We start from the raw sequence: 25,393 nt of genomic DNA, 5'->3' as shown, positions 1-25,393 counted from the left end.
CACACTGGGGGCATGACGACTGGCGCTCAGACTCCTCCGCCCCTCGACACCCGGCCCCGGCGCTCCCGTCTGCGGACGTTCCTGCCGCTGGGGCTCGCCGCGTGGCTGGTGCTGGAGATCTGGCTGCTGACCGCGGTCGCGGGCGCGGCCGGCGGGTTCACGGTCCTCCTGCTGCTGCTCGCCGGGTTCCTGCTCGGCTCCGTGGTCATCAAGCGGGCGGGCCGACGCGCCTTCCAGAACCTCAATGAGGCGCTCCAGCGCGGCACACCCCCCTCCTCCGGCGGGGGCAGCGGCCTGATGATGCTGGGAGGTCTCCTCCTCATGATCCCCGGCCTGGTCTCCGACGCGCTGGGGCTGCTCCTGCTCCTCCCGCCGGTCCAGAAGGCCGTCCGCCGCTCCATGGAACGCACGTTCGACCGTAAGCTGCGCACGGCCGGCTCCGGGAGCCTCGGCGACGCCTTCCAGCAGGTCCGCATGCACCGCCCGGACGGAAAGGTGGTCCAGGGCGAGGTGATCAGGAGGGGCGAGCGCGAAGAAGACCCCCAGGACCGGCGCCCCCCGCTGACGCGGTAGGACACGCAAGAAGACCGAGGGCGTCATACGCGATATCGCGTATGACGCCCTCGGTCATTTCTCGTTCGCCGTGGACCGGCCCAGCTCCGTGGAGCTACGCGGACTTGCGGCTGTCCCGAGGATGCACCGCGAGGTTCATCGCCCCGGAACGCAGGACGGCCAGCCGTTCCGCGAGGACCTCTTCGAGTTCCTCCCGGGTCCGCCGCTCCATCAGCATGTCCCAGTGCGTACGCGCGGGCTTGGCCTTCTTCTCCTCAGGGCCGTCGCCGTCCACCAGGAGCGCAGGCGCTCCGCAGACCTTGCACTCCCACTCCGGCGGGATCTCCGCCTCCACCGAGAAGGGCATCTCGAAGCGGTGCCCCTTCTCGCATGCGTACTCCACGGCCTGGCGCGGGGCCAAGTCGATGCCGCGGTCCGTCTCGTAGCTGGTCACCACGAGGCGCGTGCCGCGAAGAGCTCGCTCACTCATGAATCGTGCCTCCCGGGCTTGTCGCCCACAGGACAGGTGTCGCTGTCGTCGTCATCCGGTCAACGTCCGGTCGGCGGTAAAGATTCCCGTTCGGAGTCCCGTTCCGGGTCGTGCGTCGCCGTCGTAGCCGCAGTCTTGTCAACCAGTGCAGTACCCACCGGCGCCCGGTTTGTCACATCTGAAAGGAAATGTCACCCAGCGTTTCGGTGTCTTTGACGCGCAGTAACGGTACGCCTGGCAGGCCAAACGCGTACACTACCGCCCTTTGGGCTTCAGCGCTAAATCCTTTCGGGTGGGGGATTGCCCGCCTCGGCGATGGCCCGCCGTACCGGAACCCGCGCCAGCAGCAGGAAGCCGATGACGAAGAAGATCACCAACGAGATGATCGCGTCCCGGTAGCTTCCGGTCACCTGGTAGGTGATCCCGAACAGCAGCGGACCGAGCCAGCTCGTCCCGCGGTCGCTCACCTCGTACGCGGAGAAGTACTCGGCCTCCTTGCCGGGCGGGACGAGGTGGGAGTAGAGGGAGCGCGACAGGGCCTGGCTGCCGCCGAGGACCAGGCCGATCGCGGCCGCCAGCAGGAAGAAGCCCACCGGCGCGCCGGACGGCAGGAGGTAGCCGGCGGCCAGGGTGAGCGTCCAGGCCACCAGCGAGCCCATGATCGTGCGCTTCGCGCCGTAGATCCGGGACAGCCGCCCCATGGCCAGGGCGCCGGCGACGGCCAGGACCTGCACCAGGAGGACGGCGCCGATGAGGGTCGACTGGTCGAGGCCGAGTTCCTCGGAGCCGTAGACCGAGGCCTGGGAGATCACCGTCTGGATGCCGTCGTTGTAGACGAGGTAGGCCAGCAGGAAGGCGAGGGTCAGCGGACGGCGGCGCATGTCCCGGAAGGTCGCCACCAGCCCCCGCAGGCCCGGGGTGCTCGCCGTGCCCGCGGCGGCGGCCGTCGGCGGGCGGTCGCGCAGCCGCAGCAGCGGGATCAGCGTGAAGCCGCCCCACCACAGGCCCGCCGAGGCCAGACAGATCCGTACGGCGGTGGACTCCGAGACGCCGAACGAACCGTGGGCGAGGTAGAGGACCAGGTTGACGACCAGGACCAGGGAGCCCGCCGCGTATCCGAAGGCCCAGCCGCGCGAGGACACCGCGTCGCGCTCCTCGGGCGGGGCGATCTGGGGCAGGTAGGAGTTGTAGAGCATCATCGCGACGGACTGGGCGGCGTTGGCCACCACCAGCAGCACGCCGCCCAGCAGGTAGCGGTCGCCGGAGAGGAAGAACATGCCCGTCGTGGCCGCGGCCCCGGTGTAGGCCGCTGCCGCCAGGAACGGCTTCTTGCGGCCGGTGCGGTCGGCGGCCGCACCCACCAGCGGCATCACCACGACCGCCGCGATCACCGACAGGGACACCGAGTACGCGAAGAAGGAGCCCGCGCGGACCGGGATGCCCAGCGGGTGCACATAGCCCTCCGGGTCGGCGGCCTCCTCGGCGACCGACGTCAGATACGGGCCCAGGAACACGGTGAGCACGCTCGTCGAGTAGACGGAGCACGCCCAGTCGTAGAAGTACCAGCCCCGCTGCTCGCGCCGCCGCCCGGCCGCGTCGTCGGACGTCTCCGCCCGCACGGTGTCGGTGCCCACCCGCGCCTCCCCGCCGAAGATGCCGCGCGCGGCTGCGGAACGGGAGGGGACCGGGGTCAGACCCAGACGCCCCGGTCCTCCATGACCTGGCGCAACGTGTCGATGTGATCGGTCATGATGCCATCCACCCCCAGGTCCAGGAGCTGGTGCATCCGATCCGCCTCGTTGATGGTCCACACGTGCACCTGGAGCCCGCGCGCGTGGGCGGAGCGCACGAAACGCCGGTCCACGACCTGGATGCCCGACTGGGCCTCCGGGACCTGGGCGGCCACCGCCGACCGGCGTACCGTCGCGGGCACGCCCCAGGACCGCAACCGCAGGTTCAGCACCCCTCGGGTGCCGTACGACGTGGCCAGGCGCGGTCCGGCCAGCCGCTGGGCGCGCACGACGCGGGCCTCGGAGAAGGAGCCGACGCAGACGCGGTCCCAGGCGTCGGCGCGCCCGATGAGGTCGAGCAGGGGATGCAGGGCCGGTTCGGCCTTCATGTCGACGTTCCAGCGGACCTCGGGGAAGGTCTCCAGCAGCTCCTCGAACAGCGGGACCGCCTCCCCGCCCCCCACGCGCGCGTGGCGGACCTCCGACCACGGCAGGTCGGCGATGCGGCCCGTGCCGTCGGTCAGCCGGTCCAGCGTCGGGTCGTGGAAGGCGACGAGCCTGCCGTCCCGGGTGGTGTGGACGTCGGTCTCGATATAGCGGTAACCCGCCTCGACCGCGCGGCGGAACTGCGCCACGGTGTTCTCCAGGCCGTCGGCGGCCCCGCCGCGGTGCGCGAACGGGATGGGACCCGGATGGTCGAGGTACGGGTGGCGTACGAGGGTGCTCACGGACGCAGTATCGCTCCCCGGGGTGACCCGCCGGCAACGACCGTACTGCCGCCGGATGCCGGGGACAGGGCGAACACCCGCAGGAACAGCTGGGCGAGCGGCCCGATCGACACCGCGTACAGCAGGGTGCCGACGCCGATCGTGCCCCCGAGGGCGAAGCCCGTCGCCACCACCGCGATCTCGACGGCCGTCCGCATCAGGCGGATCGACCGGCCGGTGCGCCGGTGCAGCCCCGTCATCAGCCCGTCGCGCGGTCCCGGCCCGAAGGACGCCGCGATGTAGAGACCGGTGGCCGCGCCGTTCAGGACGATGCCCGCCACCAGCAGCGGCACCCGCACGGCCAGTCCGTGCGCCTCGGGGACCAGGGCGAGCGTGCCGTCCATCGCGAGGCCGACCACGAAGACGTTGGAGACGGTGCCGAGTCCCGGACGCTGGCGCAGCGGGATCCACAACAGCAGCACGGCGGCGCCCACGACGATCGACACGATGCCGATGGACAGGCCGCTCCGCTCGGCGAGCCCCTGGTGGAGCACGTTCCAGGGCTCCAGACCGAGGCCCGCCCGCACGAGGAGGGCGGAGCTGGCGCCGTAGAGCACGAGACCTGCGTAGAGCTGGGCGAGCCGGCGGGGGAGCGGGCCGGCGGGCGGGAGCGGCTCGGACAAGTGGACCCCTGGTGGTGGTAGTGGACTGACGCGTGACACTCTGTGGCGTGGAAGGAAAGGTCATCCATGGCCAATCCGGGGAAGGTGGACTGATATCCATGGCGCAGTGGACCTCGGCGGTGGGGGCCGCGCAGCTCGCACGGCTCCTCACGTCCCAGCAGGACCGGCCCGCCGGCCCCGGGACGCGCCGCCCGCCCGCCTACCGCGCCCTCGCCGACGGCGTCCGGCTGCTCGTCCTGGAAGGGCGCGTCCCCGTCGCCGCGCGCCTGCCCGCCGAACGCGAACTGGCCCTCGCCCTGTCCGTCAGCCGTACGACCGTCGCCGCCGCCTACGAGGCCCTGCGCGCGGAGGGCTTCCTGGAGTCCCGGCGCGGCGCCGGGAGCTGGACGTCCGTCCCCGCGGGCAATCCGGTGCCCGCGCGCGGGCTGGAACCCCTGCCGCCCGAGGCCCTCGGCTCGATGATCGACCTGGGCTGCGCCGCCCTCCCCGCCCCCGAACCGTGGCTCACCCGGGCCGTTCAGGGCGCGCTGGAGGAACTGCCCCCGTACGCCCACACGCACGGCGACTACCCCGCGGGGCTGCCCGCCCTGCGCGCGATGATCGCCGAGCGGTACACCCGGCGCGGGATCCCGACGATGCCCGAGCAGATCATGGTGACCACGGGCGCGATGGGCGCCATCGACGCCATCTGCCACCTCTTCGGCGGCCGCGGCGAGCGCATCGCCGTCGAGTCGCCCTCGTACGCCAACATCCTCCAGTTGATGCGGGAGGCGGGCGCCCGGCTGGTGCCCGTGGCGATGGCCGAGGGGCTCGCCGGGTGGGACATGGACCGCTGGCGGCAGGTCCTGCGCGAGGCCGCGCCGCGCATCGCCTACGTGGTCGCCGACTTCCACAACCCGACGGGGGCGCTCGCCGACGAGGACCAGCGGCGCCGGCTCGTCGAGGCGGCCCGGTCGGCCGGGACCGTGCTGGTCGCCGACGAGACGATGACCGAACTGTGGCTCGACGACGACGTCGAGATGCCCCGTCAGGTGTGCGGCTTCGACCCGGCCGGATCGACGGTGATCACCGTGGGCTCGGCGAGCAAGGCCTTCTGGGCGGGCATGCGCATCGGCTGGGTCCGGGCCGCTCCCGACGTCATCCGCAGCCTGGTCGCGGCCCGCGCCTATGCCGACCTCGGGACGCCGGTCCTGGAGCAGCTCGCCGTGAACTGGCTGTTCAGCACCGGTGGGTGGGAGCAGGCCGTGGAGCTGCGCCGCGCACAGGCCGCGAGCAACCGGGACGCGCTGGTCGCGGCGGTGCGCCGGGAGCTGCCCGGGTGGGAGTTCGCCGTGCCGAGGGGCGGGCTGACCCTGTGGGTGCGGGCCGGGGGGCTCTCCGGTTCCCGGCTGGCCGAGGCGGGGGAGCGGGTCGGGGTGCGGGTGCCGTCCGGGCCCCGGTTCGGGGTCGACGGCGCCTTCGAGGGCTTCGTGCGGCTGCCGTTCACCGTGGGCGGCGCGGTGGCGGAGGAGGCGGCGGCACGGCTGGCCGCGGCCGCCCGGATCGTGGAGAGCGGGGGGACCGCGGGCGGCGAGGGACCCCGCACGTTCGTGGCGTGACGGGTCGCGGCCGGGTCGGGGACCACCCGGCCGCGCCCCGTCGGTGGGCGCGCGGTCCCGTCAGGAACTCTCCGCCGCCACGGCCTCGACGGCCACCGGCAGCTTCTCGCCGTCCGCGGGCGTCGTCCGCGGCGGCAGCAGCTCCAGCACCGCCTGCCGGTGCGCGTCGCTGGTGGCCTCGTCGTACGGGTCGGGGGTCGCGGGCACCTGGAGGCGGTGCGCCGGGCCGCTGCCGAGCCTGGCGTAACCGCGCCCCGGCGGGACGTGCTCGGTGGGGGTGGTGTGCGGCCGGACGCCCAGGACCGCCTCCAGCAGTTCGACCGGGGCGGGCCCGAGGACGACCCGCGCGCGCGTGTGCTGCCGTACGGGGTCGCCCAGTGTGTCCAGGCTGTCGAACTGCTCGGCCACCACCACCGTGACCTGGGCCGCGCGGCCGTGCCGGAGGGGAACCTGCAGGAGGGACTGCGGGTCCTTGCGGCCGTCGGCGTCGGCGAGGTGGGTGAACGCCGTCGGCCGGTCGAGCAGGATCCACAGGGGGCGCCTGGTGTCGTCCGGCGGGGGGTGACCCTCCTGGCGCGCACGGTTGGCGGCGATCAGACGGCGCTCGGTCTCGTGCGCCGCCCACTCCAGACTGGCCAGTGCCCCGGCGAGCCCGACCTCGACCCCCAGGACGCCGTCCCGGCCGGTCAGACAGGCGTACTCGCCGGTGCCGCCGCCGTCGATGATCAGGACGTCGCCGTACGGGAGGGCCTGCAGGGCGATGGAGCGCAGCAGGGTCGAGGTGCCGCTGCCGGGCTGGCCGACCGCCAGCAGGTGGGGCTCGGTGGAGCGGATGCCGGTGCGCCAGACCACCGGAGGCACGTCGCGCTGCTCCTCGCCGTGGGTGAGCGGGAGCGTGCGCCGGACCTGGGAGGGGTCGGTGAAGCCCAGGACGGTCTCGCCGGGTGCGGTCACGAAGCGCTGGGCGGCGAGGTCGGTGGGGAGCGGGGCGAGCACCGACACGGTGAGCGTGTTGCCCTCCTCGTCCCAGTCGAAGTGGTACTCCCGCCCCCGGCCGGACTTGGCCGTGAGCAGGTGCTCGACACGCGCGCGCGCCTCGGTCTCGCCGTCCCGGAAGTAGGCGGGGTAGTGGATCTCCAGCCGGGTGATCCGCCCCGAGCCGTCGAAGTCGTACGACGGGAAGGCCTTCTCCCACTCGCCGCCGTGCGCGTAGAGGGGAGAAGGGTCCTCCGCCGTGGAGAAGTACGGCACCAGGGCCTCGTACAGCGTCCGGAGCCGCTGGATCTGCGACTCGTCGGGGCCCTCGGGAACCGGTGGGGTGCGGTCCCGGCCCTGCCAGGCGGCTGCCGCCATCACGGTGATGACGGCGAGCAGCGGCCCGTACGGTACGAGCGCCACGACCAGGATCACCGAGGCCACCAGGAACAGCAGCGGCCCGCGCCGGTCCCTGGGGGTCTCGGCCCACCTGCGCCCGCCGGCCGCGGCCAGCCGGCGCAGACCACGGGTCATCGTGATCAGCGGGTGGAGGATGTCGGTGGCGCTGTCCGCCGCCGTCCGGGCCAGCTCCCGGCTCCGGGCGATCTGCGCGCTGCCTGTGCTCAGGATGCGAGGGAGGGGGCGCCGGGCCACTGCTGTCTCCTGGAGGTGCGTGGGGGAGGGACGGGCGACGGGGCGGCGTCAGAACTTGATGCCGCCGAGGATGCTGGCCAGGCTCTCGCCGCCGGCCTTGATGCTCGGGGCGATGGCCGTACTGGCCAGGTAGAAGCCGAACAGGGCGCAGACGAGGCAGTGCGACGCCTTGAGCCCGTCCTTGCGGCAGAAGAGGAAGACGATGACACCGAGCAGCACCACGCCTGAGATGGACAGGATCATTTCAGTTCTCCTGGTTCACGGGGGACAGTCACCATGAGTACTTCCAGGATCACAGCATGTATCCATACGATAAAAGGTGCAACTGGGTGAAATTCGTCAGATTTCGCCCAGGTGGCCGAGCGGCTGACGGGCCGCGTGAGCAGGAGAGTTGCGGCGAACGGGTTCCGCGGTGAGGGTTGCCTCCGGCAGGTCACGGCGTGTGTCCGGGAAGCCAGTACCCTGACGATTCACCTGAACGGTTGCAACGAGAGGCGGTCCGGCCGATGACCGAAGTCCCCGACCCCGAGGTCGTGGAACTGGCGACCAAGATCTTCGATCTTGCCCGCCGGGGACGGACCGAGGCGCTCGTGGCCTACGTCGACGCGGGCGTTCCGGCCGACCTCACCAACGACCGGGGCGACTCGCTCGTGATGCTCGCCGCCTACCACGGCCACGCCGGGACGGTCCGGGCACTGCTGGCCCGGGGAGGCGAGGCGGACCGGATCAACGACCGGGGCCAGACCCCCCTCGCCGGTGCCGCCTTCAAGGGGGAGACGGACGTCGTCCGGGTCCTGCTCGAAGCCGGCGCCGACCCTGCCGCGGGCACCCCCTCGGCGGTCGACACGGCCCGCGTGTTCGGCAGGACGGAGTTGCTGGAGCTGTTCGGCGCGGGGTGAGCCGAGCGTTCCTGAGCGGGTGAGAAGCAGTTCCTGACCAGGCAAATCGACGACCACGGGGGAGGCGGTACGGGGCCGCCGGAAATTTCGGTCGCGGCAGGCTGAGCTGCCGAGTCATCATGACGACGTGATTCACGGACGCGATGGCTGGGCAGGTGTTGCCGCACCGCGCGGGCCGTGATGCGGTCCGCATGGGCCACCGACGAGAGGCAGAGGAAGATGGCTTACAGCAAGCAGGAAACGGCGGGCGCCCCGACGTGTTGTCACGCGGCCAGGTAATGCACGTCCCCGGTTGCGTCGACGCTTGATGTGAGGCTGTTTCCCATGTTCGATCCGTTCATAGCGCCCAGCGGTACGCTGCTCGGCCTGCTCCAGCGGGGCCGCGGCGACGGCACACTGCACGCGCTCACCGCCCCCCGCACGGAGGCGCTCGCGGCACTCGACCACTGCGTGCTGCGCGATCCGCGCCACGACTGGCAGGTGGAGAACCGCTCCCTCTACTACGCCCGTCTCTACCTCGACCTGGGCGGCGGCCTCGACGCGATCGAGGCACACCTCTTCGACGCCGAGGACGTCTTCGACACCGAGGAATCCCGTACCGGCCTGAGCCTGGCCGTCCTGGGCCACCTCGCCTCCTACGGCAGGCGGGACGCCCTCGACCTGCTCCGCAGGTACGCCGCCTCGGGCTCCAACTGGGCCTGGGCGCTGGACGAACTCGCCCTGCGTGACGACGACGCCGGCCTGCGCGCCCTCGCCGCGCCCGTGCTCGCGCGGTTCGCCACCGATCCCGAGGGGGAGGCCCGGCTGGCCGCCGTCGTACGGGACGCGTTCGAGCCCCGGCCCTGGCGGCTGTGGGCCGAGGACCCCCGCGAGCACGTCTCCGCACGCGTGCGTGCCGCCCAGGAGGCCGGCTGCTTCGACCGCTGGCAGCGGCAGATGAGCCCCACCGGCCCCCGCCCCGGCTGGAGCGTGCGGGCCGTGTTCGAATGGGCCCAGCAAGGCGTCGAACGGGGCGCCGCGCTCCATGTCCCCGCCGCCCGCTGCCTCACCGCCGTGGCCGGGCCCGAGGACCGCGCGGAGATCGTGCGGGCGGCCGAGGACGGCACCGAGGGAGCCCGGTGCACCGCCCTGCGCTACCTCGCCGATCACGACGACCCCGACGCACCCGACCTGATCGAACGGGCCGTGGCGACGGGCGGCAGGTTCGTCGTGGAGGCCGCCGTCGACGCCTTCGAACGCATGCGCAGCGATGCCGCGGTCGACCGGGCCCGCGGCTGGGCCCACCGACCCGACGCCCTCGGCGCCGCGGCCGGGCGGGTGCTCGCCTGCCGGGGCTCCGTCCGTGACAGCGACCTGGTCCTGGGCGCCCTGCGCGAGGCTGTGCGCGGCGAGGGCTGCGACGCGCCGACCCTGTGGACCCTGGTCGACGGTGCCGGACGGCTCGGCATCGCCTGCGCCGCCCCGGTGCTGCGCCACATCTACCGCGAGACCGCCTCGTCCCATCTGCGCGGGCGCTGCGCCCGCGCACTCGCCGCCACCGACCCCTCCTTCGCCACCGGCTTCGCCGTCGAGTGCCTGTGGGACTGCGAGGAGACCACCCGTGAGATCGCCGCCCGGCACGCCGAGACCGGCGACGCCCGGGTCGTGGAACGGCTCCGCCGCCTCGCCGCCGACCCCGCCGAGGAGGCGGAGGTCCAGACGGCCGTACGCAGCCGGATCGGACCGGACGCCGCCTCCGCCATGTGAGCGGCGGCAGAGGCGCGTCCGCCGGGTGAGCGGCGGACGACCCGCGGGTCGGACGGGTGTGGACGCCGTCCGACCTGCCCGGGCGTGCGGCGCAACGCTCATGGGACGTTCGTCGTCCGGAAAGATCCACTTTGACACGTACACGTCCTGCGTGGCGACAACATCCGTATGCGTGTCGTCATCGTGACCGAGTCCTTTCCCCCCGACGTCAACGGCGTGGCCCACTGCGCGCTCCAGACCGCCCGGCACCTCGTGGACCGCGGTCACCTCCCGCTCGTCGTCGCGCCGGCCACCACAGCCGGTCCCGGGCCGGACGCCGAAGCGCCCTGCCCCGTCGTCCGCGTCCCCTCCCTCCCGCTCCCGGGCTACCCCCAGGTCCGCGTCGCCCTTCCCAGCCGACGCGTCGCCGCGGCCCTCGCCGACCACCGGGCCGACATGGTCCACCTGGCCGGCCCCTTCGTCCTCGGCGTACGCGGCATGGCCGCCGCCGCCCGGCTCGGCATCCCCGCCGTGGCCGTCTACCAGACCGACCTCGCCGGATACGCCCGCACCTACGTGCACGCCGGTGAGGCGGCCGCCTGGCGCCGCATCCGCTCCGTGCACGCCGCCGCCGACCTCACCCTGGCCCCCTCCAGCGCGGCCCTGCGCGACCTGGCCGCCCACGGTGTGCCCCGGGTCGGACTGTGGCCGCGTGGCGTCGACGCCGTCCGCTTCCGCCCCGGCCTCCGCGACGACGCGCTGCGCCGGGCACTCGCCCCGGACGGCGAGGTGATCGTCGGCTACGTCGGGCGGCTCGCCCCCGAGAAGCACGTCGAACTCCTCTCCGGCGTCTGCGGCCTGGACGGCGTGCGGGTCGTGGTGGTGGGCGACGGCCCCGCCCGGCCGGGGCTCGCCGAGGCACTGCCCGGCGCGGTCTTCCTCGGCCGCCGCACCGGCGACGAACTCGCCCGCGTCTTCGCCTCGCTGGACGTCTTCGCGCACACCGGGCCCTTCGAGACGTTCTGCCAGACCGTGCAGGAGGCCATGGCGAGCGGCGTCCCGGTCGTCGCGCCCGCCGTCGGCGGACCGCTGGACCTGGTCGCCCACGGACGCACCGGCCTGCTCGTCCCGCCGCGCGACGCCGGCGCGGTGCGTGACGCGGTCGCCGCCCTGGCCGCCGACCCGGCGCGCCGCAGGGCCTACGGGGACGCCGGACGGGCCCTGGTCGAGGGCCGTACCTGGGCCGCCGTGGGCGACCGGCTGATCGGCCACTACGGCGACGTCCTCGCCGCGCGCCGGCCGGTGGTGGCCGCATGAGCGCCGGACCGCTGCGGATCGTCCGCCTCGCCAACTTCGTCGCGCCCGCCTCGGGCGGACTGCGCACGGCGCTGCGCGAACTGGGCAAGGGCTACCGTGCCGCCGGACACGAACCGGTCCTGGTCGTGCCGGGCGACCGTGTGAGCGACCGCGACACCGAACAGGGCCGGGTGATCACCCTGCCCGGACCGCTGCTGCCCGGCACCGGCGGCTACCGCGTCCTCACCGACAAGCGGCGTGTCGCCCGCCTGCTCGCCCACCTGGAGCCGGACCGCCTCGAGGTCTGCGACCGCACGACGCTGCGCTGGACCGGCACGTGGGCGCGACGGGCCAGGGTGCCCGCCATCATGGTCTCCCACGAGACCGCCGACGGGGTGCTGCGCACGTGGGGGCTGCCGGAGGGGGCCGCCCGGTGGGTCGCCGACTCGCTCAACGTCCGTACGGCCCACAGCTACGCGCGCGTGGTCTGCACGACCGGGTTCGCCGAGCGGGAGTTCGTACGGATCGGCGCCCGCAACGTGACGCGGGCGCCGCTCGGCGTCGACCTGGTCGAACGGCACCCCGCGCTGGCCGACACGCGACTGCGGGCCCGGTACGCGCGCGACGACCAGGCGCTGCTGGTGACGTGCACCCGGCTGTCCGTGGAGAAGCGTCCCGGCACGGCCCTGGACGCGCTGGAGTCCCTGGTGCGCCGTGGCACGCGCGCGGTGCTGGTGGTGGCCGGCGACGGGCCGCTGCGGGGCCGCCTCGAACGGCGGGCCCGGGAACGCGGACTGCCGGTCGTCTTCCTGGGACACGTCGTCGACCGCGGCCTGCTGGGCGCTCTGCAGGCCTGCGCCGACGTGTGTCTCGCACCGGGGCCGGCGGAGACGTTCGGGCTCGCCGCGCTGGAGGCCATGGCCTGTGGCACCCCCGTGGTCGTCAGCGCCTCCTCGGCGCTGCCCGAGGTGGTCGGCACCGCGGGGGCGGCCGCGGCCGACCGCGGGGACGCGTTCGCCGACGCCGTGGAGGAACTGCTGGCGCGGTCGCCCGTGGAGCGGCGTGAGGCGGCACGCGCGCGTGCGGAGCGTTTCGAGTGGACGACGGCGGTGGAGGCCTTCCTGGCGGCGCACGATGCGACGGTGCTCACCCGGTCGGGAGCGGGGCCAGGACCGGTGACGGGGCCGGAACCGGGGCTGACACCGGGAGCGGGAGCGCAGGACGGAGCCGCGGGAGCGCCGCGCTCCGGCGGAGGCGACGGTTCCGCCCGGACGGCCCCGTCCCGGTGCTGACGCCGGCCGGCGGGCGTCAGCGGCCGCGTACGGCCACGAAGCGGACCGGGGTGCCCGGCACCGCCTGGGCGGCGTACGGGAGGTCGCGGGGACGGACGACCCCGATCACCGGGTAGCCCCCGGTGGTCGGGTGGTCCGCCAGGAAGACCACCGGCCTGCCGTCGGGCGGCACCTGCACGGAGCCCAGGACCATCCCCTCGCTCGGGAGTTCGCCCGTCGCCGCCCGGTCCAGCGCGGGTCCCTCGGTGCGCAGCCCGATGCGGTTGCTCGCCGCGGACACACGGTACGGGCGCGAGGTGAACACCCGGACCGTCTCCGGCGTGAACCAGTCGTCGCGCGGGCCCAGGGTGATCCGCAGGACCAGCTCGGCCGGAGGCGCGGGCTGCGGGGCGACGTCCACGTGCGCGTACGACGTGCCCGACGGTCCCAGGGGCAGGACCGTGCCGTCGGTCAGGGGTGCCGGGCCGAGGCCCGAGAGGAGGTCCGTCGAGCGGCTGCCGAGGACGGGATCGACGGCCACGCCACCGCCCACGGCGACGTAGCTCCGTACACCGGAGACGGCCCGGCCGACGTCCAGGACGGCTCCCGCGGGCACCCGCACGGGCCTTGCCCAGGCGGCGGGCCGGCCGTCCACGACGACCCGGCACGGAGCGCCGGTGACGGCCACGGTGACCGCGCACCGAGGGCGCAGCGCACAGCCGTCGAGGGTCGTCTCCAGGACGGCCGCCCCGGACGGGTTCCCGACGAGCCGGTTGCCGAGCGCCGCCGCGGGCGCGTCCAGGGCTCCGGAGCACGGCACGCCGAGATGGGCGTGGCCGGGGCGGCCCCGGTCCTGCACGGTGGTGAGCGCCCCGGCACGGACGACGACGAACGCACGGTCCGTCATACGGCACCCTCCCGTGCGGGGGTGGCGCCGGCCGCCTCGGCGGCACGGGCGGACGCGCGGCGCGCGCCGTACCGGAGGAACCCGGCCGTGGGCCACGCCCCCGGCCGGGCCCTGCCGGGGGCCGTGCGACCCGGGCGGCGCGCGGCGGCCGGGTCGCCCCCGGCGCGGCCGCGCCGCACCGGCTCGGGGACGCTTCCCTCGCGGCCGCCCGGCATCGGCGCCGGCACCGGGCCGCTCGTGCAGCGGCCACCGGGCGTCGACGGCCGGCCGTCGACACCGCGGCGGCGCGGCATCCACGTCGGCACGGACATCGGCATCGGCACGGACATCGGCATCGGCGTCGAACCCTTCACGCCTCCTCCTCCCGGTCCACCGGGACGAAGCGCACGCGCGTGCCCGGTGCCAGCAGCGCTGCCGGCACGCGCGCGTGGTCCCACAGCACGGCCCGCGTGGTTCCGATCAGCTGCCAGCCGCCCGGTGAGGAGCGCGGATAGACCCCCGTGTACGGGCCCGCCAGCGCCACCGACCCGGCCGGCACGGCGGTGCGCGGGGTCGCCCGGCGCGGGACGTCGTAGCGCGACGGCAGGCCCGTGAGGTAGCCGAAGCCCGGTGCGAAGCCGCAGAACGCGACGCGGAACTCGGTGGCCGCGTGGATGCGGGCCACCTCCTGCGCGCGGACGCCCCAGCGGGCGGCGACACCGGCCAGGTCGGGGCCGTCGTAACGCACCGGCAGCTCGACCACCTCACCCGTGCGCGGGGGAGCGGGCGGCACGGCGGCCGCGGTCAGTTCGGCGGCCCAGCGGGCCGGGGCGGCCAGACCGTCGAGGAGGACCGTACGGGCCGCCGGGACGATCTCACGCACGGCCAGCGAGCCCTCGGCACGGCGCCGCAGCAACTCGGCGTGGAGGGCTTGGGCCTCCGCGCCGGAGGCCACCTCGACGAGCAGGGCGTCCCGGCCGACGGGCAGTGCCCTCACGCGAACGCCGCCACGCGCACACCGGACTCCTCCAGCCGCCGCCGGACCCGGCGGGCCAGCTCCACCGCGCCGGGCGTGTCGCCGTGCAGGCAGAGGGAACGCGCGCGTACCGCGATGCGCGCCCCCGCGCGGGAGGTGACCTCTCCGAGCCCGGCCAGGCTCACCGACCGCTCGACGACGGCGTCCGGATCGGTGATCACGGCCCCGTCCCGGCCGCGGGGCACCAAGGTGCCCTCCTCGGTGTAGGCGCGGTCCGCGAACGCCTCCGTGACCGCGGACAGCCCCGCCTTCTCCGCCCGTTCCAGCAGGCGCGAGCCCGGCAGCCCGAGCACGGGCAGTGTCGCGTCGGCCAGGAGTACGCCGTCGACCACCGCCGCAGCCTGCTCCTCGTCGTGCACGACCCGGTTGTAGAGCGCGCCGTGCGGCTTGACGTACGCCACGCGGGCGCCCGCCGCGCGCGCGAAGACCTCCAGGGCACCGATCTGGTAGGCCACCTCGGCGGCCAGTTCGGCGGGCGGCACGTCCATCGCGCGCCGCCCGAACCCGGCGAGGTCGCGGTAGGAGACCTGCGCGCCGATCGTCACGCCCCGCTCGGCCGCCAGCCCGCACACCCGCCGCATGGTGGACGCGTCCCCGGCGTGGAAACCGCAGGCCACGTTGGCGCTGGTCACGACGGACAGCAGTTGCTCGTCGTCGGTCAGCCGCCACCGTCCGAAGCCCTCACCGAGGTCCGCGTTGAGGTCGATCATGCCGTCTCCTGGTCAGGCCACGCGACACTGCTCGTCGCGGGCGTCGGTGAGGAACATCTGTCCCGGTGCGTGGGCGAGGGCGAACGGCGGGCGCGACACCGCCACCGCGGCCTGCGGGGTCACGCCGCAGGCCCAGAACACCGGGATGTCGTCCGGTCCGGCGTCCACCGGTTCCCCGAAATCAGGGCTGCCGAGGTCGCCGATGCCCAGTCCCGACGGATCGCCGCAGTGTACGGGGCCGCCGTGCACCGCCGGGAGCGGACTGCTCTCGCGGATCGCCGTCGCCAGGTACTCCGGCGGCACCGGCCGCGTGGACACCACCAGCGGACCGCGCAGCCGTCCCGCCGGACGGCACCGACGGTTCGTCACGTACATCGGGACGTCGCGCCCCTGCCCGACGTGACGGATCGGCACGCCCGCCCCGGTCAGCGCCCACCCGAAGGTGAAACTGCACCCGATGAGGAACGACACCAGGTCGTCCCGCCCGTACCCGCGCACCTCCGCGTACTCGACGACCAGGATCGCGCCGACGGCCCACTCACCGCCGAAGCCGAGGCCCTGGAGGGAACGGAGGAGCAGCGGCGTCTCGTAGGTGGGCGCGAAGCAGTCGTGGGAGTCCAGGGCACAGCCGCCGAAGGCGCCCGCGAAGGCGCGGCGGCCCGCGGGCCCAGGGCGCGCCACCAGGCCGACGCGCCGTCGTCGGCGGCTCGTCCGGCCGCCGGGGGACGGCTGCCGGCGGGTGGAGCCTGCGGTGCAGGGGTCGTGCTCATGGGGCACCTCGCAGAAGGGTGATGGAGGGCGCTGAGGGCTGAGCCGTGCCGTGTGTGGGGCGGGGCCGGGCGGAGGTGGTGACGGGCGGGGCGTTGCCGTGCGGAACAAGGTGTCCAACAAGGTAGAGGATCGTTGAACGATCCCTCAATACCCCTGTTGTTTCGTCCTGGTGCCTGCGGTTGAATTCCGGGCATGGCAGAGCAGCTGGCGGGACTGGCCGACGACCGCGCCCTCCTGGGCCGCACCAGCACGGCCGAACGCGTCTCGGACATCCTCAGGAGCCGCATCGCCGAGGGCTATTTCCCGCCGGGGACGCGCCTGTCGGAGGACAGCATCGGTGGTGCCCTCGGCGTCTCCCGCAACACCCTGCGCGAGGCGTTCCGGCTGCTCACCCACGAACGTCTGCTGGTCCACGAGTTGAACCGGGGTGTGTTCGTCAGGGTCCTGACCGTCGAGGACGTCGAGGACATCTACCGCACGCGCGCCCTCGTCGAGTGCGCCGTCGTACGAGGGCTGGGGGAGCCGCCGTACGCCCTCGGCCACCTCGCCGAGGCCGTCGGGGAAGGAAGGCGGGCGGCGCGCGAAGGTGACTGGAAAGCGTTGGGTACGGCCAACATCCACTTCCACCGGGAACTGGTCGCCCTCGCGGGCAGCGAACGCACCGACGAGCTGATGCGCGGCGTCTTCGCCGAACTGCGCCTGGCCTTCCACGTCGTCGACGACCCCCGCCGGCTGCACGAGCCCTACCTCACCCGCAACCGGCAGATCCTCCAGGCGCTCGAGGCCGGCGACGGGGGCGAGGCGGAGAGGCTGCTCGCCGTGTACCTCGCCGACTCGCTGGAACGGATCGTCGAGGTGTACCGGCGACGGGTGGGCGACGACCCCGCCGGCGGCTGAGGCACTCCGCCGCGGCTCCGGGGAGCGCGGCCCGGACCGGGCGCGGGTGCTGTTGCCGTTGCGGTGGGCCGTGGCTCCTGCGGTCTGTGGCTCCGGTGGGCCGTGGCTCCGGCGGAGCACGGACCTCGAGGGGCGCGGCTCCCGCGGCCTCCGGTGGGCCGCGGCTCCCGGGGGCTGCGGCTCCGGCGGACCGCAGCCGTCGCGGGCCGAGGCCGGGGCGGCCCGGCGCTCGTGACGGGCGGTCTCGCGCCGCCGTGACGGGCGTCGCTTCTGCCTCGTTTGGGCCGATGTCGGACCGAGGACCTAGTCTGTGCACCGTGACTTCGCCTGCATCGACGGACCGCGTTCCGCCCCAGCCCGGCGCGGGGCCGCGCCCGGCGCCGGGCCCGGCCGCCGACGAGGGGCTGGCGCGGCGGCTGCGCGCGCTCGCCTGCACCGCGCCGATCCACGACCTCGACGCACGCAAGGCCAACCTCGCCGGTGAGTACTCGGTCTACGGCATGGCGGAGATCGCCCTCTCCGCGATCGACCTGGTCACCCTGAACATGGACTTCGACACCGGCGCCGACCACGACCAGATAGTCGCCCGCCTGATCCCGCGCATCGCCGCGCAGGCCCCCGGGCGACCGGCCGAGGAACACGAGCGCGTGGCCCGCTGGGTCCTGGAGAACCTGATCAACGTCGGCAGCGTCGACCGCGGCTTCCGCGCCGTGTACGGCACCTTCACCCCGGACGGCGCCTACGTCCGCCGTGACTACGACTTCAAGCTCGTCGAGGAGGTCCCCGGCTACGGCGGCACGGTCTACCTCCGTACCACGGACGAGGCGGTCAACGTCCTGGTGGGCGCGCTCGACACCGATGTCACCAGCGCGCAGATCGCCGCCGAGGTCAAGCTCGAGGTCCTCGTCCGCCGCGGCCGCCTGGCCGACGCCCAGCTCGCCGCCGAACAGGCTCGCTACCGGACCGTGCAGTACTCGGAGACGCTGCGCCGGGCCCTGGAGGCGACCCGGCGCAACGTCCGCGCCGTGGACTGGCTCAACGCCGTGCCCGACATGATCGCCGAGGCCCTCGACCACGTGGCCGACCGCTACCGCCACGAGAACGCGATCCTCACCAACATCCGCAAGGCCCGCGACGAGATCGAGGACGCGGAGAACAAGCGGCGGGCCGCCGAACTCGTCGACATCGTCAAGGACTGCATCCGCCGCCACACCCAACTGCAGTCCCGGCTGCTGGAGGCCGGACCGCTGTTCCGCGCAGAGCAGGACCGGCAGGCCTTCGCCACCCCCATGACGTCGTCCGGGATGGACCTCTACGGACACCTCGTCGCGCCCGTACTGCCGTTGCCGCTGGAAAAGGCGGTCCGGGTCACCGACGCGTTCTTCGCGCGCGGGACGGGACTGCGGACACCGGTCTCCGTCCGGGTGGGCGACCTCGTCGACCTGCTGCTGACGCCGCCGGTGGAGAGGGAGCACCTCGGCGCCGAGATGCCGGAGCCCGACCTCATCGCGACACCCGACGACAGCCGGTTCAGCGAGGAGCAGCTGGCCGTCGCGAAGGAACTGCTGGACCTGCCCGCCGACGCGCCGCGACGGCTGTCGGGCCTCCTCGCCGAAGCACGCGGACGGGATCCCGAGCTGCCCTACCTCGTGGCGCTGCTGGCGGTGCACGCGGCCAGCCCGGCGGTCGGCACGGCCTATCGGCAGGGCGAGCAGAAGCTGTTGTTCGCCGTCGACGACGGGACCGAACTGGACGATCCGGAGTTCGGCGGGGCCGACCTGATCGTGGGCACGGCGCTGCTGGACGCGGCGGGGATGGCCGCGGACCGGACGGAAGCGGCATGAGCCGGTCCCCGAAGCGGAGCGGCGCCGGCCGGATCCGGAGCGAAGCGACGTGAACCGGCCGCCGAAGCACCACAGCGAGCACCCCCGCAGCACCCCCGCAGCAACGAGCACCCCCGCAGCAAGGAGCCGAGACCGTGACCGAGCACGTCGACCGGAGTGAGCCCGAGGCCGCCGCGCCGGCCTCCGCCGTCGTCACTCCCGCCGACGCCGCCGACGCGGCGCGGCTCGTCGCCTTCGGGCTCCAGCCCAAGCTCCAGCCCGCGCGCGACCAGGAGTACGCCGACCTGCTGCGGCGCTACCGCGAGGACCCGCCGTTCGCGCGGCTCGCGGACGCCGTGGCCACCGGGCTGGGGCTGATCGTGCTGGAGGTGTCCCCGCGCGCGGGGATGGCCGTCACCGCGGCCGAGGACTCGGTGTTCGCCGTCCGCATGGGCGACTACGCGCGGCGTACGTCCGCCGACTCCGGGGACCGGTTCCTGCACGGCCTGGCCCACCTCGCCGTCGCCGCGATGGCGTTCCCCCGCCCCGAGGACCTGGCCGACGACGGCTACATCGGCCGGGTCAGCGTCAACGGCGTCGACGCCTTCGTGCGCCAGGTCTGCCGTCGTCTGGAGGAGCGGGCGGAACAGCAGGGCGAGAACACCGACCCCGCGACCGACGCCCCGGGACTGGAGGCCGCCTGGCGGATCTGGGCCAGACGCAGCGCCGCCGGTGCCACCAAGGACGCCCGCCGGCTCGCCGGGTCGACGACCGGCATCGTCGGCAAGGCCGTCGTGTTCCTCACCGACTCCGGGTTCCTCCAGCGCACCGGCGACGACAACGGCGGTACGTACCGGACCACCGCCCGTTACCAGCTCCAGGTCCGCGACATGGCGGGGAGCGCGGCCCTGGCCGAGCTACTGGAGCTGGGCGTCGTCCCGGTCACCGACGGCACACCGACGCTGCTGCCCCCCGAGGAGTCCGACGACCTGGAGCTCGTCGCCGACGCGGGGCTGCCGTTCCACTCCTGAAGCAGCCCGGGCAGCCCGAGGCCCAGCCGGGACCTCCCGCGGCCTGCGGGGGCTCCGTGAACTCCACGGAGCCCGGGCAGCACCTTGAAGCACCGATCCACCGCACCTTTCCGAAGACTTACGAGAGTCCGCCATGTACGAGCTGTCCCGGATCCGCCTCTACTCGATCGGGCCCGCCGGTGCGCGCTACGCCGACACCGTGCTTGACCTGCGAGGCGTGGGCGACGTCGTGCCCGATCCCGCCCCCATGCAGGCGGAGTTCTTCGAGGACGAGCCCGTCGGCCCGCCGCGCCGGCCCGCGCCCGCGGGCGTGCTCTTCCTGGAGAACGGCGGCGGCAAGTCCGTCCTGCTCAAGCTGATCTTCTCGGTGATGCTGCCGGGCCACCGCAACACCCTCGGCGGCGCCAGCTCCGGCGTCCTGCGCAAGTTCCTGCTCGCCGACGACTGCGGTCATGTCGCGCTGGAGTGGCAGCACGTGCTGACCGGCGAGTGCGTGGTCGTCGGCAAGGTCAGCGAGTGGCGCGGCCGCCAGGTCTCCAACGACCCGCGGAAGTTCGCCGAGGCCTGGTACTCCTTCCGCCCCGGCCCCGGCCTCACCCTCGACAACCTCCCGGTCGCCGAGTCCACCGCCGTACGGCCGTCCGTCGAGGGCCAGTCCGGAGCGCAGGGCCGCCGTCGCACCATGAAGGGCTTCCGGGACGCGCTCACCGACGCGGGCAAGGCCTACCCGCACCTGGAAGCGCACTGGGAGGAGATCCACGACCGGTGGATCGAGCACCTCGGCGAGCTGGGCCTCGACCCCGAGCTCTTCCGCTACCAGCGGGAGATGAACGCCGACGAGGGCGAGGCAGCCGGTCTCTTCGCGGTCAAGAAGGACTCCGACTTCACCGACCTGCTGCTGCGCGCGGTGACGGACACACGGGACACCGACGGTCTCGCCGACCTCGTCGGCGGCTTCGGCAGCAAACTGGGCCGACGCGCCGAGCTGATCGCCGAACGCGACTTCACCGCAGGCTCGGTGGACCTGCTCGGGCGCATCGTGGAGGGCGCGGACACACGGGCACGCGCGCGTGACGTCCACGCCGGTGCCGAGCGCCGCACCCGCACCCTCGCGCGCCGGCTCACCGCCCGTGGCCTGCGGGAGCGCACCCGTGCCGCAGACCTGGCCCAGCGGGTCACGGCCGCCGCCTACGCCGTCACGCACGCGGAAGGCGCCCGCGAGCGCAGCGCGCTGATCGCCGCCGAACTCGCCTTCCGGCACGCCTCCCTGGCGCTCGCCGCCGCGGAGAAGTCCGCCGCCGCGCAGAAGCGGGAACTCGCCGAGGCGCGCACCCTGCACGCCGCCTGGCAGGCCGCCGAGGTCTCCCTGCGCCAGCGTGCCGCCGCCGACCGCGTCGCGCGCGTGTCCGCCGCCATCCAGGAGGCCGAGCGGGACGCGGCCCCGGCGCTGGCCGCCCGTGCCAGGGCCGCCGCCGACCTCGTCCGCGCCCTGCACGCCGCCGCCGCGAGCGCCGAGACCCTCGCCAACGAGGAGGAGGAACGCTCCGCGGCGCTCCAGGACGTCGGCGAGGCCGCCCACCGGGACGCCACCTCCGCCGCCACCGAGGCGCAGCGCGCCCGCAGCGAGGCCGGCCACCTGCGCCAGCGCCTCACCGAGGTGGAGCAGGAGACCGCCGAAGCGGTCCGCGCCGGCTGGCTGGACGACAGCGCCCCCGACGCCGACCCCGCCCGCGCGGCCCTCGCCGCCAGCGACGCCGAGAAGAGCGCCGTGGCCGCCTGGGACACCGCCCGCGAGGCCTCGCGGGCCGCCGCCGAGCACGCCCGTGAGGCCGCCGCGGCCGAGTCCCGCGCCGAGCTGACCGCGGCCCGGGCCGCGGACGCGGCAACCGCCGCGCAACGGTCGTACGAGGCCGAGCGCCGGCTCGCCGAGGGGCTCGCCGGGGAGGAACGGCCGGCCGAACTGCTCGGCCTGACGGGCGGCGCGACCGCGCGGATCATCCCCCCACCACGCCAGGAGAGCGAGGCCGCGAACACCGGGCTCACGCCCGAGGACCTCGACCGCTACGCCGAGGAACTGCGCGAACTCCTCGACGACACCGTCTCCTCCGCCGAGCGGCAGCTGTTCGAGCTGCGGACCGCCGCCGCCGACGACTCCCGCATCCTCGGCGCACTCGGTGACGGCGGACTGCTGCCGCCCGGCCCCGACGTGCTCGCGACGGTCGAGTTCCTCGGCGAGCACGGCATCCCCGCCCTGCCCGGCTGGCGCTACCTCGCCCAGTCCGTCGACCCCGTCGACCACGCGCGCGTCCTCGCCGCCCGGCCGGAACTGGTCGACGGAGTGATCATCACCGACCCGGACTCGCACGCACGCGCGCGCGAGGCGCTCAGCGAGGCCGCGCTGCTGCCCCGGTCCGCCGTGGCCGTCGGCACCGCCGCCGCCCTCCTCGCCCCCACCCCGGCGCCCGACGCCGACACCCGGGACGTCTTCCTCGTACCGCCGAACCCGGCCATGCACGACGAACACGCCGCCGACGAGGAACGGCAGACGCTGCGCGCGCGGGCCACGGAGCGGGACGAGGAGATCCGCCGGCTCGCGGCGCGGCTCGGCAAGGACCGCGAACTGGCGGCCCGGCTGGCCTCCTGGCGCACCGGCTGCCCCGCCGGGCGGCTCACCGAACTGGCGCGGGCCGCGGAGGAGGCACGCGCCTTCGCCGAGGAGACCGAGGCCGAGCTGACCGAGGCGCGGACCGTGCGCGCGGAGGCGGACGAGGCGGCCGCCGAAGCCGCGCAACTGCGCGACGAGCGGCAGGAGACCGCGCAGAAGGCCCGGCGCGCCGCCGACGCACTCGCCGGTCTCGCCTTCCGGCTGCGCGAACGCGCCGGCTGGCAGGTCAGGCTGCGTGAACTCGCCGACGAGGCCACGGAGTCCGAGGCCCGAGCCCAGGTCTGTCTGGAGCGCGCCCGCGCTGCCGACGAGGACCGTCGTGCCGCCCAGCGCGCAGCCGACGACTCCCGCCGCACCGCACGTGCGCTGCGCGCCGAGCGCGCCGAGATCGCCGGCGCCCCCGACGACGTCCCGGAGGACGCGCCGGACGCGCCCACGGCGTCCCTGCCCGCCCTGCGCGAGGCCTATCGAGCGGCCTCCCAGGTGTACGAGAAGGTGGGCGTCGGCGCAGACCTGCGAGCCGAACAGGCCCGCGCGGAGAGCGACGAGAGCGCCGCCCTGGCCGAGCTGGACCGGCTGAGCAACAAGGTCCGCACCCGCGCGGAGCAGTTGCTCCAGTCGCCCGACGGCTCCGACGGGCCGTCCCGGCAGGCGGCCGCCGCACGGGCGGAGGAACTGGTCCAGCTCCTGGAGACCCGCGTGTCCAGTGCGAGCGAGCAGCTCGGCCGGCTCCGCGGCGAGGCCGAACGGTACGCGCCCGAGGACGGCGACGCCCACACTCGGCTGCCCGAGGAGCTCGAACCGCGCGACGCCGAGCACGCACAGGCCCTGCTGCGCACCGCCAACGCCGAACTGGCCTCCCGGAACGAGGCGTTGGGCCAGGACCGGGAGGCGCACGCCGAGTTGCTGGACGCCCACCGGGCCGCCGAGGACGCGGCCGGCGGCTTCGACGAGATCGCCGCCATGCTCCGCGACCTGCTGCGCGAGCACACCCTCGAGGAGGAGCAGGAGGTACCGGAGCCCTATCCGGGCTCCCTGGAGGAGGCCCGCCAGTCCGCGGCCGAGGCCCGCCGGTCCCTGCGCGGCTGCGCCGCCGACCTGTCGGCCGCGGAGGCGGCCGTCCGCGAGGCGAGCGACATCCTCGTCCGGCACGCCAACTCCACCCGCTACGAACAGGTGCGTACCCCCGCCCGGCAGCAGATCCGCGAACTGCCCGCCGCCGCGCTGCCCGAGCACGCCCGGAAGTGGGCGGAGGCCTTCGCGCCCCGGCTCCGCGTCCTCACGGACGAGCTGGAGCAGCTGGAGCGCAACCGCGACTCGATCGTGGACCGGCTGCGCGGCCTCGTGGAGTCGGCGCTCGCCACACTGCGGTCCGCCCAGCGGCTGTCCCGGCTGCCCGAAGGACTCGGTGAGTGGTCCGGGCAGGAGTTCCTGCGCATCCGCTTCGAGGAACCCGACCAGGCCACCCTCACGGAGCGGCTCGGTGAAGTCGTCGACGAGGCCACCCGAGCCGCCGTCAAGAAGAACTCCGACCTGCGGCGCGACGGCATGTCCCTGCTGCTGCGAGGTGTCGGTGCGGCGCTCCAGCCCAAGGGCATCGCCGTCGAGATCCTCAAGCCGGACGCCGTGCTGCGCGCCGAGCGGGTGCCCGTCGGCCAGATGGGCGACGTCTTCTCCGGTGGCCAGCTGCTCACCGCCGCCATCGCCCTGTACTGCACGATGGCGGCCCTCAGGAGCAACGACCGGGGCCGCGACAAGCACCGGCACGCCGGCACGCTCTTCCTCGACAACCCCATCGGCCGCGCCAACGCGACCTACCTGCTGGAGCTCCAGCGTGCGGTCTCGGACGCCCTCGGCGTGCAGCTCCTCTACACCACCGGCCTGTTCGACACGACGGCGCTGGCGGAGTTCCCCCTGGTCATCCGCCTGCGCAACGACGCCGACCTCCGGGCCGGTCTGAAGTACATCAGCGTGGAGGAACATCTCCGTCCGGGACTGCCGCAGACGTCCTCCGGCGAGGCGGGCCACAGCGAGATCACGGCGACGAGGATGTTCAAGCGCCCGGCCCCGACGGCCGCCCCGTAGCGCAGTGACGGCGGACGACCGCCGCCACGACGGGCGCTCGCCCGGGAGGAAGGACGGAGGCAGGGCGGGAGCGCCGGGACCTGCCTGATGAGACGGTGGTCGCGGCCGCCCCGGCTGCGGACCGGAGCGGTCGGCCGGTCGAGCCGTGCACCCCGGTGAGACGGGTTTCGGCTGTCAGGCGTGCCCAGTGGGGCCGCTCATGGGCGTCAGGGATGGGACAGCTGTCCGGCGCCGCCGCTGCGGCGACCTATCCGCTTCTGCGCACGATCGGCGACGCGCTCCTGCCGGCGTGCCCGACGACGCTCACGGCGCAGTGCTCGCGCGGTGCTGCTCGGCGTCGACACGACACCGTTGCGCTGGTTCCACACCTGGCGGGTCACCCAGACGTCCAGCGCGCCCCAGGTGGACACCACGGTGCTGACCACGCTGCTGATGACCATGGGGAACGCCAGCCAGGACTCGGCCAGCGTGCACAGGAGGGCGACCATGGCCTGGAGCAGGGTCACGGCGATGAACAGCACCGCCCGCACCGCCGACCTGCGGACGGGGTCGGGAAGCCGACGCCGACGGGCGGGCTCCTCCACCCACAAGGGCCGGTACTGCCGCCGCTCCCGCTCCTGTTCCCGCTCCGTGCGGGACGTGCCGCCGCTCCGGACCACCCTTGAGCGACGGACATCTTCGGCCGTGTCGCCGGCGGCCGCAGCGGTCGTGGGAGACCCACTTCGCTCCGTCGCTCCGCGCCTCTGCACCGGAATGTCGCGATCCCGTGCCTCGGGGTCCCGCAGCGCCGTACCGCGCGCCGCCGTGCCGCTCTCGGGCGCCTCGCGCCGCTCCGCCGTGCCCATCAACGTGTCACTCCCCACCGCCGGCAGACCGCTTGCCCCCGGCTCCAAGAACCGGCTCCCCATT

21 protein-coding genes are annotated in these 25,393 nt (G+C 74.4%); 10 read left to right on the top strand and 11 right to left on the bottom strand.

Features of this window, described 5'->3' with window-relative positions:
• The first annotated feature begins 12 nt into the window (after window positions 1-12).
• Window positions 13-573 carry an FxsA family membrane protein gene (fxsA, locus tag ACZ5FU_RS17495; RefSeq protein WP_451528958.1) on the top strand — a complete coding sequence of 187 codons (561 nt, stop codon included), beginning with the start codon at window positions 13-15 and terminating at the stop codon, window positions 571-573.
• A gap of 94 nt (window positions 574-667) precedes the next feature.
• On the opposite strand, the gene ACZ5FU_RS17490 is transcribed toward fxsA, so the two are convergent.
• The 4 genes from ACZ5FU_RS17490 to yczE all read right to left on the bottom strand — a co-directional run bounded on the left by ACZ5FU_RS17490 (window position 668) and on the right by yczE (window position 4,162).
• Window positions 668-1,042, bottom strand: coding sequence for an RNA polymerase-binding protein RbpA (locus tag ACZ5FU_RS17490; protein ID WP_356567412.1), 375 nt, complete (start codon window positions 1,040-1,042; stop codon window positions 668-670).
• Window positions 1,043-1,320: 278 nt separating this feature from the next.
• Window positions 1,321-2,676, bottom strand: a complete 1,356-nt coding sequence (locus tag ACZ5FU_RS17485; RefSeq protein ID WP_469045522.1) for an MFS transporter — start codon at window positions 2,674-2,676, stop codon at window positions 1,321-1,323.
• A gap of 56 nt (window positions 2,677-2,732) precedes the next feature.
• Entirely contained in the window at window positions 2,733-3,500 is a 768-nt protein-coding gene (locus ACZ5FU_RS17480) for a glycerophosphodiester phosphodiesterase family protein (RefSeq protein ID WP_451528960.1), read from the bottom strand.
• The gene (gene yczE / locus ACZ5FU_RS17475) at window positions 3,497-4,162 is read right to left on the bottom strand and encodes a membrane protein YczE (protein ID WP_451528961.1); all 666 of its coding nucleotides are present in this window, start codon (window positions 4,160-4,162) and stop codon (window positions 3,497-3,499) included. The genes ACZ5FU_RS17480 and yczE overlap by 4 nt, the downstream gene beginning before the upstream one ends.
• Before the next feature lie 98 nt (window positions 4,163-4,260).
• Here yczE and ACZ5FU_RS17470 point away from each other — a divergent pair, with 98 nt between their 5' ends.
• Window positions 4,261-5,760, top strand: coding sequence for an SCO1417 family PLP biosynthesis transcription factor (locus tag ACZ5FU_RS17470; RefSeq protein WP_451528962.1), 1,500 nt, complete (start codon window positions 4,261-4,263; stop codon window positions 5,758-5,760).
• 60 nt (window positions 5,761-5,820) lie between these two features.
• On the opposite strand, the gene ACZ5FU_RS17465 is transcribed toward ACZ5FU_RS17470, so the two are convergent.
• Both ACZ5FU_RS17465 and ACZ5FU_RS17460 read right to left on the bottom strand, forming a co-directional pair.
• The gene (locus ACZ5FU_RS17465) at window positions 5,821-7,389 is read right to left on the bottom strand and encodes a P-loop NTPase family protein (RefSeq protein ID WP_451528963.1); all 1,569 of its coding nucleotides are present in this window, start codon (window positions 7,387-7,389) and stop codon (window positions 5,821-5,823) included.
• Between the two features lie 48 nt (window positions 7,390-7,437).
• On the bottom strand, window positions 7,438-7,632 hold the full coding sequence (locus tag ACZ5FU_RS17460; protein ID WP_451528964.1) for a hypothetical protein: 195 nt from the start codon (window positions 7,630-7,632) through the stop codon (window positions 7,438-7,440).
• A 263-nt stretch (window positions 7,633-7,895) separates the two neighbouring features.
• Here ACZ5FU_RS17460 and ACZ5FU_RS17455 point away from each other — a divergent pair, with 263 nt between their 5' ends.
• The 4 genes from ACZ5FU_RS17455 (at window position 7,896) to ACZ5FU_RS17440 (ending at window position 12,601) form a co-directional block, all read left to right on the top strand.
• Window positions 7,896-8,288 carry an ankyrin repeat domain-containing protein gene (locus tag ACZ5FU_RS17455; RefSeq protein WP_451528965.1) on the top strand — a complete coding sequence of 131 codons (393 nt, stop codon included), beginning with the start codon at window positions 7,896-7,898 and terminating at the stop codon, window positions 8,286-8,288.
• A gap of 324 nt (window positions 8,289-8,612) precedes the next feature.
• Window positions 8,613-10,034, top strand: coding sequence for a HEAT repeat domain-containing protein (locus tag ACZ5FU_RS17450; RefSeq protein ID WP_469045521.1), 1,422 nt, complete (start codon window positions 8,613-8,615; stop codon window positions 10,032-10,034).
• Window positions 10,035-10,202: 168 nt separating this feature from the next.
• A complete protein-coding gene (locus tag ACZ5FU_RS17445) occupies window positions 10,203-11,330 on the top strand; it encodes a glycosyltransferase family 4 protein (protein WP_469045520.1) in 1,128 nt (375 codons plus the stop codon).
• Window positions 11,327-12,601 carry a glycosyltransferase gene (locus ACZ5FU_RS17440; protein WP_469045519.1) on the top strand — a complete coding sequence of 425 codons (1,275 nt, stop codon included), beginning with the start codon at window positions 11,327-11,329 and terminating at the stop codon, window positions 12,599-12,601. The genes ACZ5FU_RS17445 and ACZ5FU_RS17440 overlap by 4 nt, the downstream gene beginning before the upstream one ends.
• Window positions 12,602-12,617: 16 nt before the next feature.
• On the opposite strand, the gene ACZ5FU_RS17435 is transcribed toward ACZ5FU_RS17440, so the two are convergent.
• The 4 genes from ACZ5FU_RS17435 to ACZ5FU_RS17420 form a co-directional block, all read right to left on the bottom strand.
• Complete coding sequence (locus ACZ5FU_RS17435) at window positions 12,618-13,487, bottom strand: 5-oxoprolinase subunit C family protein (protein ID WP_469045518.1); 870 nt, start codon at window positions 13,485-13,487, stop codon at window positions 12,618-12,620.
• A gap of 349 nt (window positions 13,488-13,836) precedes the next feature.
• On the bottom strand, window positions 13,837-14,463 hold the full coding sequence (locus ACZ5FU_RS17430; RefSeq protein ID WP_469045517.1) for a 5-oxoprolinase subunit B family protein: 627 nt from the start codon (window positions 14,461-14,463) through the stop codon (window positions 13,837-13,839).
• On the bottom strand, window positions 14,460-15,212 hold the full coding sequence (locus ACZ5FU_RS17425) for a LamB/YcsF family protein (protein ID WP_451528971.1): 753 nt from the start codon (window positions 15,210-15,212) through the stop codon (window positions 14,460-14,462). The genes ACZ5FU_RS17430 and ACZ5FU_RS17425 overlap by 4 nt, the downstream gene beginning before the upstream one ends.
• A gap of 12 nt (window positions 15,213-15,224) precedes the next feature.
• Complete coding sequence (locus tag ACZ5FU_RS17420) at window positions 15,225-15,989, bottom strand: D-glutamate cyclase family protein (RefSeq protein WP_469045516.1); 765 nt, start codon at window positions 15,987-15,989, stop codon at window positions 15,225-15,227.
• Between the two features lie 186 nt (window positions 15,990-16,175).
• Between ACZ5FU_RS17420 and ACZ5FU_RS17415 the strand changes: the two genes are divergently transcribed.
• From ACZ5FU_RS17415 to ACZ5FU_RS17400, 4 genes are all read left to right on the top strand, one after another.
• Entirely contained in the window at window positions 16,176-16,880 is a 705-nt protein-coding gene (locus tag ACZ5FU_RS17415; RefSeq protein WP_451528973.1) for a GntR family transcriptional regulator, read from the top strand.
• Window positions 16,881-17,197: 317 nt separating this feature from the next.
• Window positions 17,198-18,724 (top strand): hypothetical protein, encoded by a 1,527-nt coding sequence (locus ACZ5FU_RS17410; protein WP_451528974.1) that lies wholly within the window; start codon window positions 17,198-17,200, stop codon window positions 18,722-18,724.
• A 134-nt stretch (window positions 18,725-18,858) separates the two neighbouring features.
• On the top strand, window positions 18,859-19,734 hold the full coding sequence (locus tag ACZ5FU_RS17405; protein WP_451528975.1) for a hypothetical protein: 876 nt from the start codon (window positions 18,859-18,861) through the stop codon (window positions 19,732-19,734).
• Between the two features lie 133 nt (window positions 19,735-19,867).
• The gene (locus tag ACZ5FU_RS17400; protein WP_451528976.1) at window positions 19,868-24,484 is read left to right on the top strand and encodes a hypothetical protein; all 4,617 of its coding nucleotides are present in this window, start codon (window positions 19,868-19,870) and stop codon (window positions 24,482-24,484) included.
• Window positions 24,485-24,690: 206 nt separating this feature from the next.
• Here the strand turns inward: ACZ5FU_RS17400 and ACZ5FU_RS17395 are convergent, their stop codons facing one another.
• A complete protein-coding gene (locus ACZ5FU_RS17395) occupies window positions 24,691-25,329 on the bottom strand; it encodes a hypothetical protein (RefSeq protein ID WP_451528977.1) in 639 nt (212 codons plus the stop codon).
• Between the last annotated feature and the right edge of the window lie 64 nt (window positions 25,330-25,393).

It is taken from the genome of Streptomyces sp. NPDC031554, assembly GCF_055580685.1.
The sequence above is the reverse complement of the archived record's forward strand: the minus strand, read 5'-3'. Positions and strand labels throughout refer to the sequence as shown.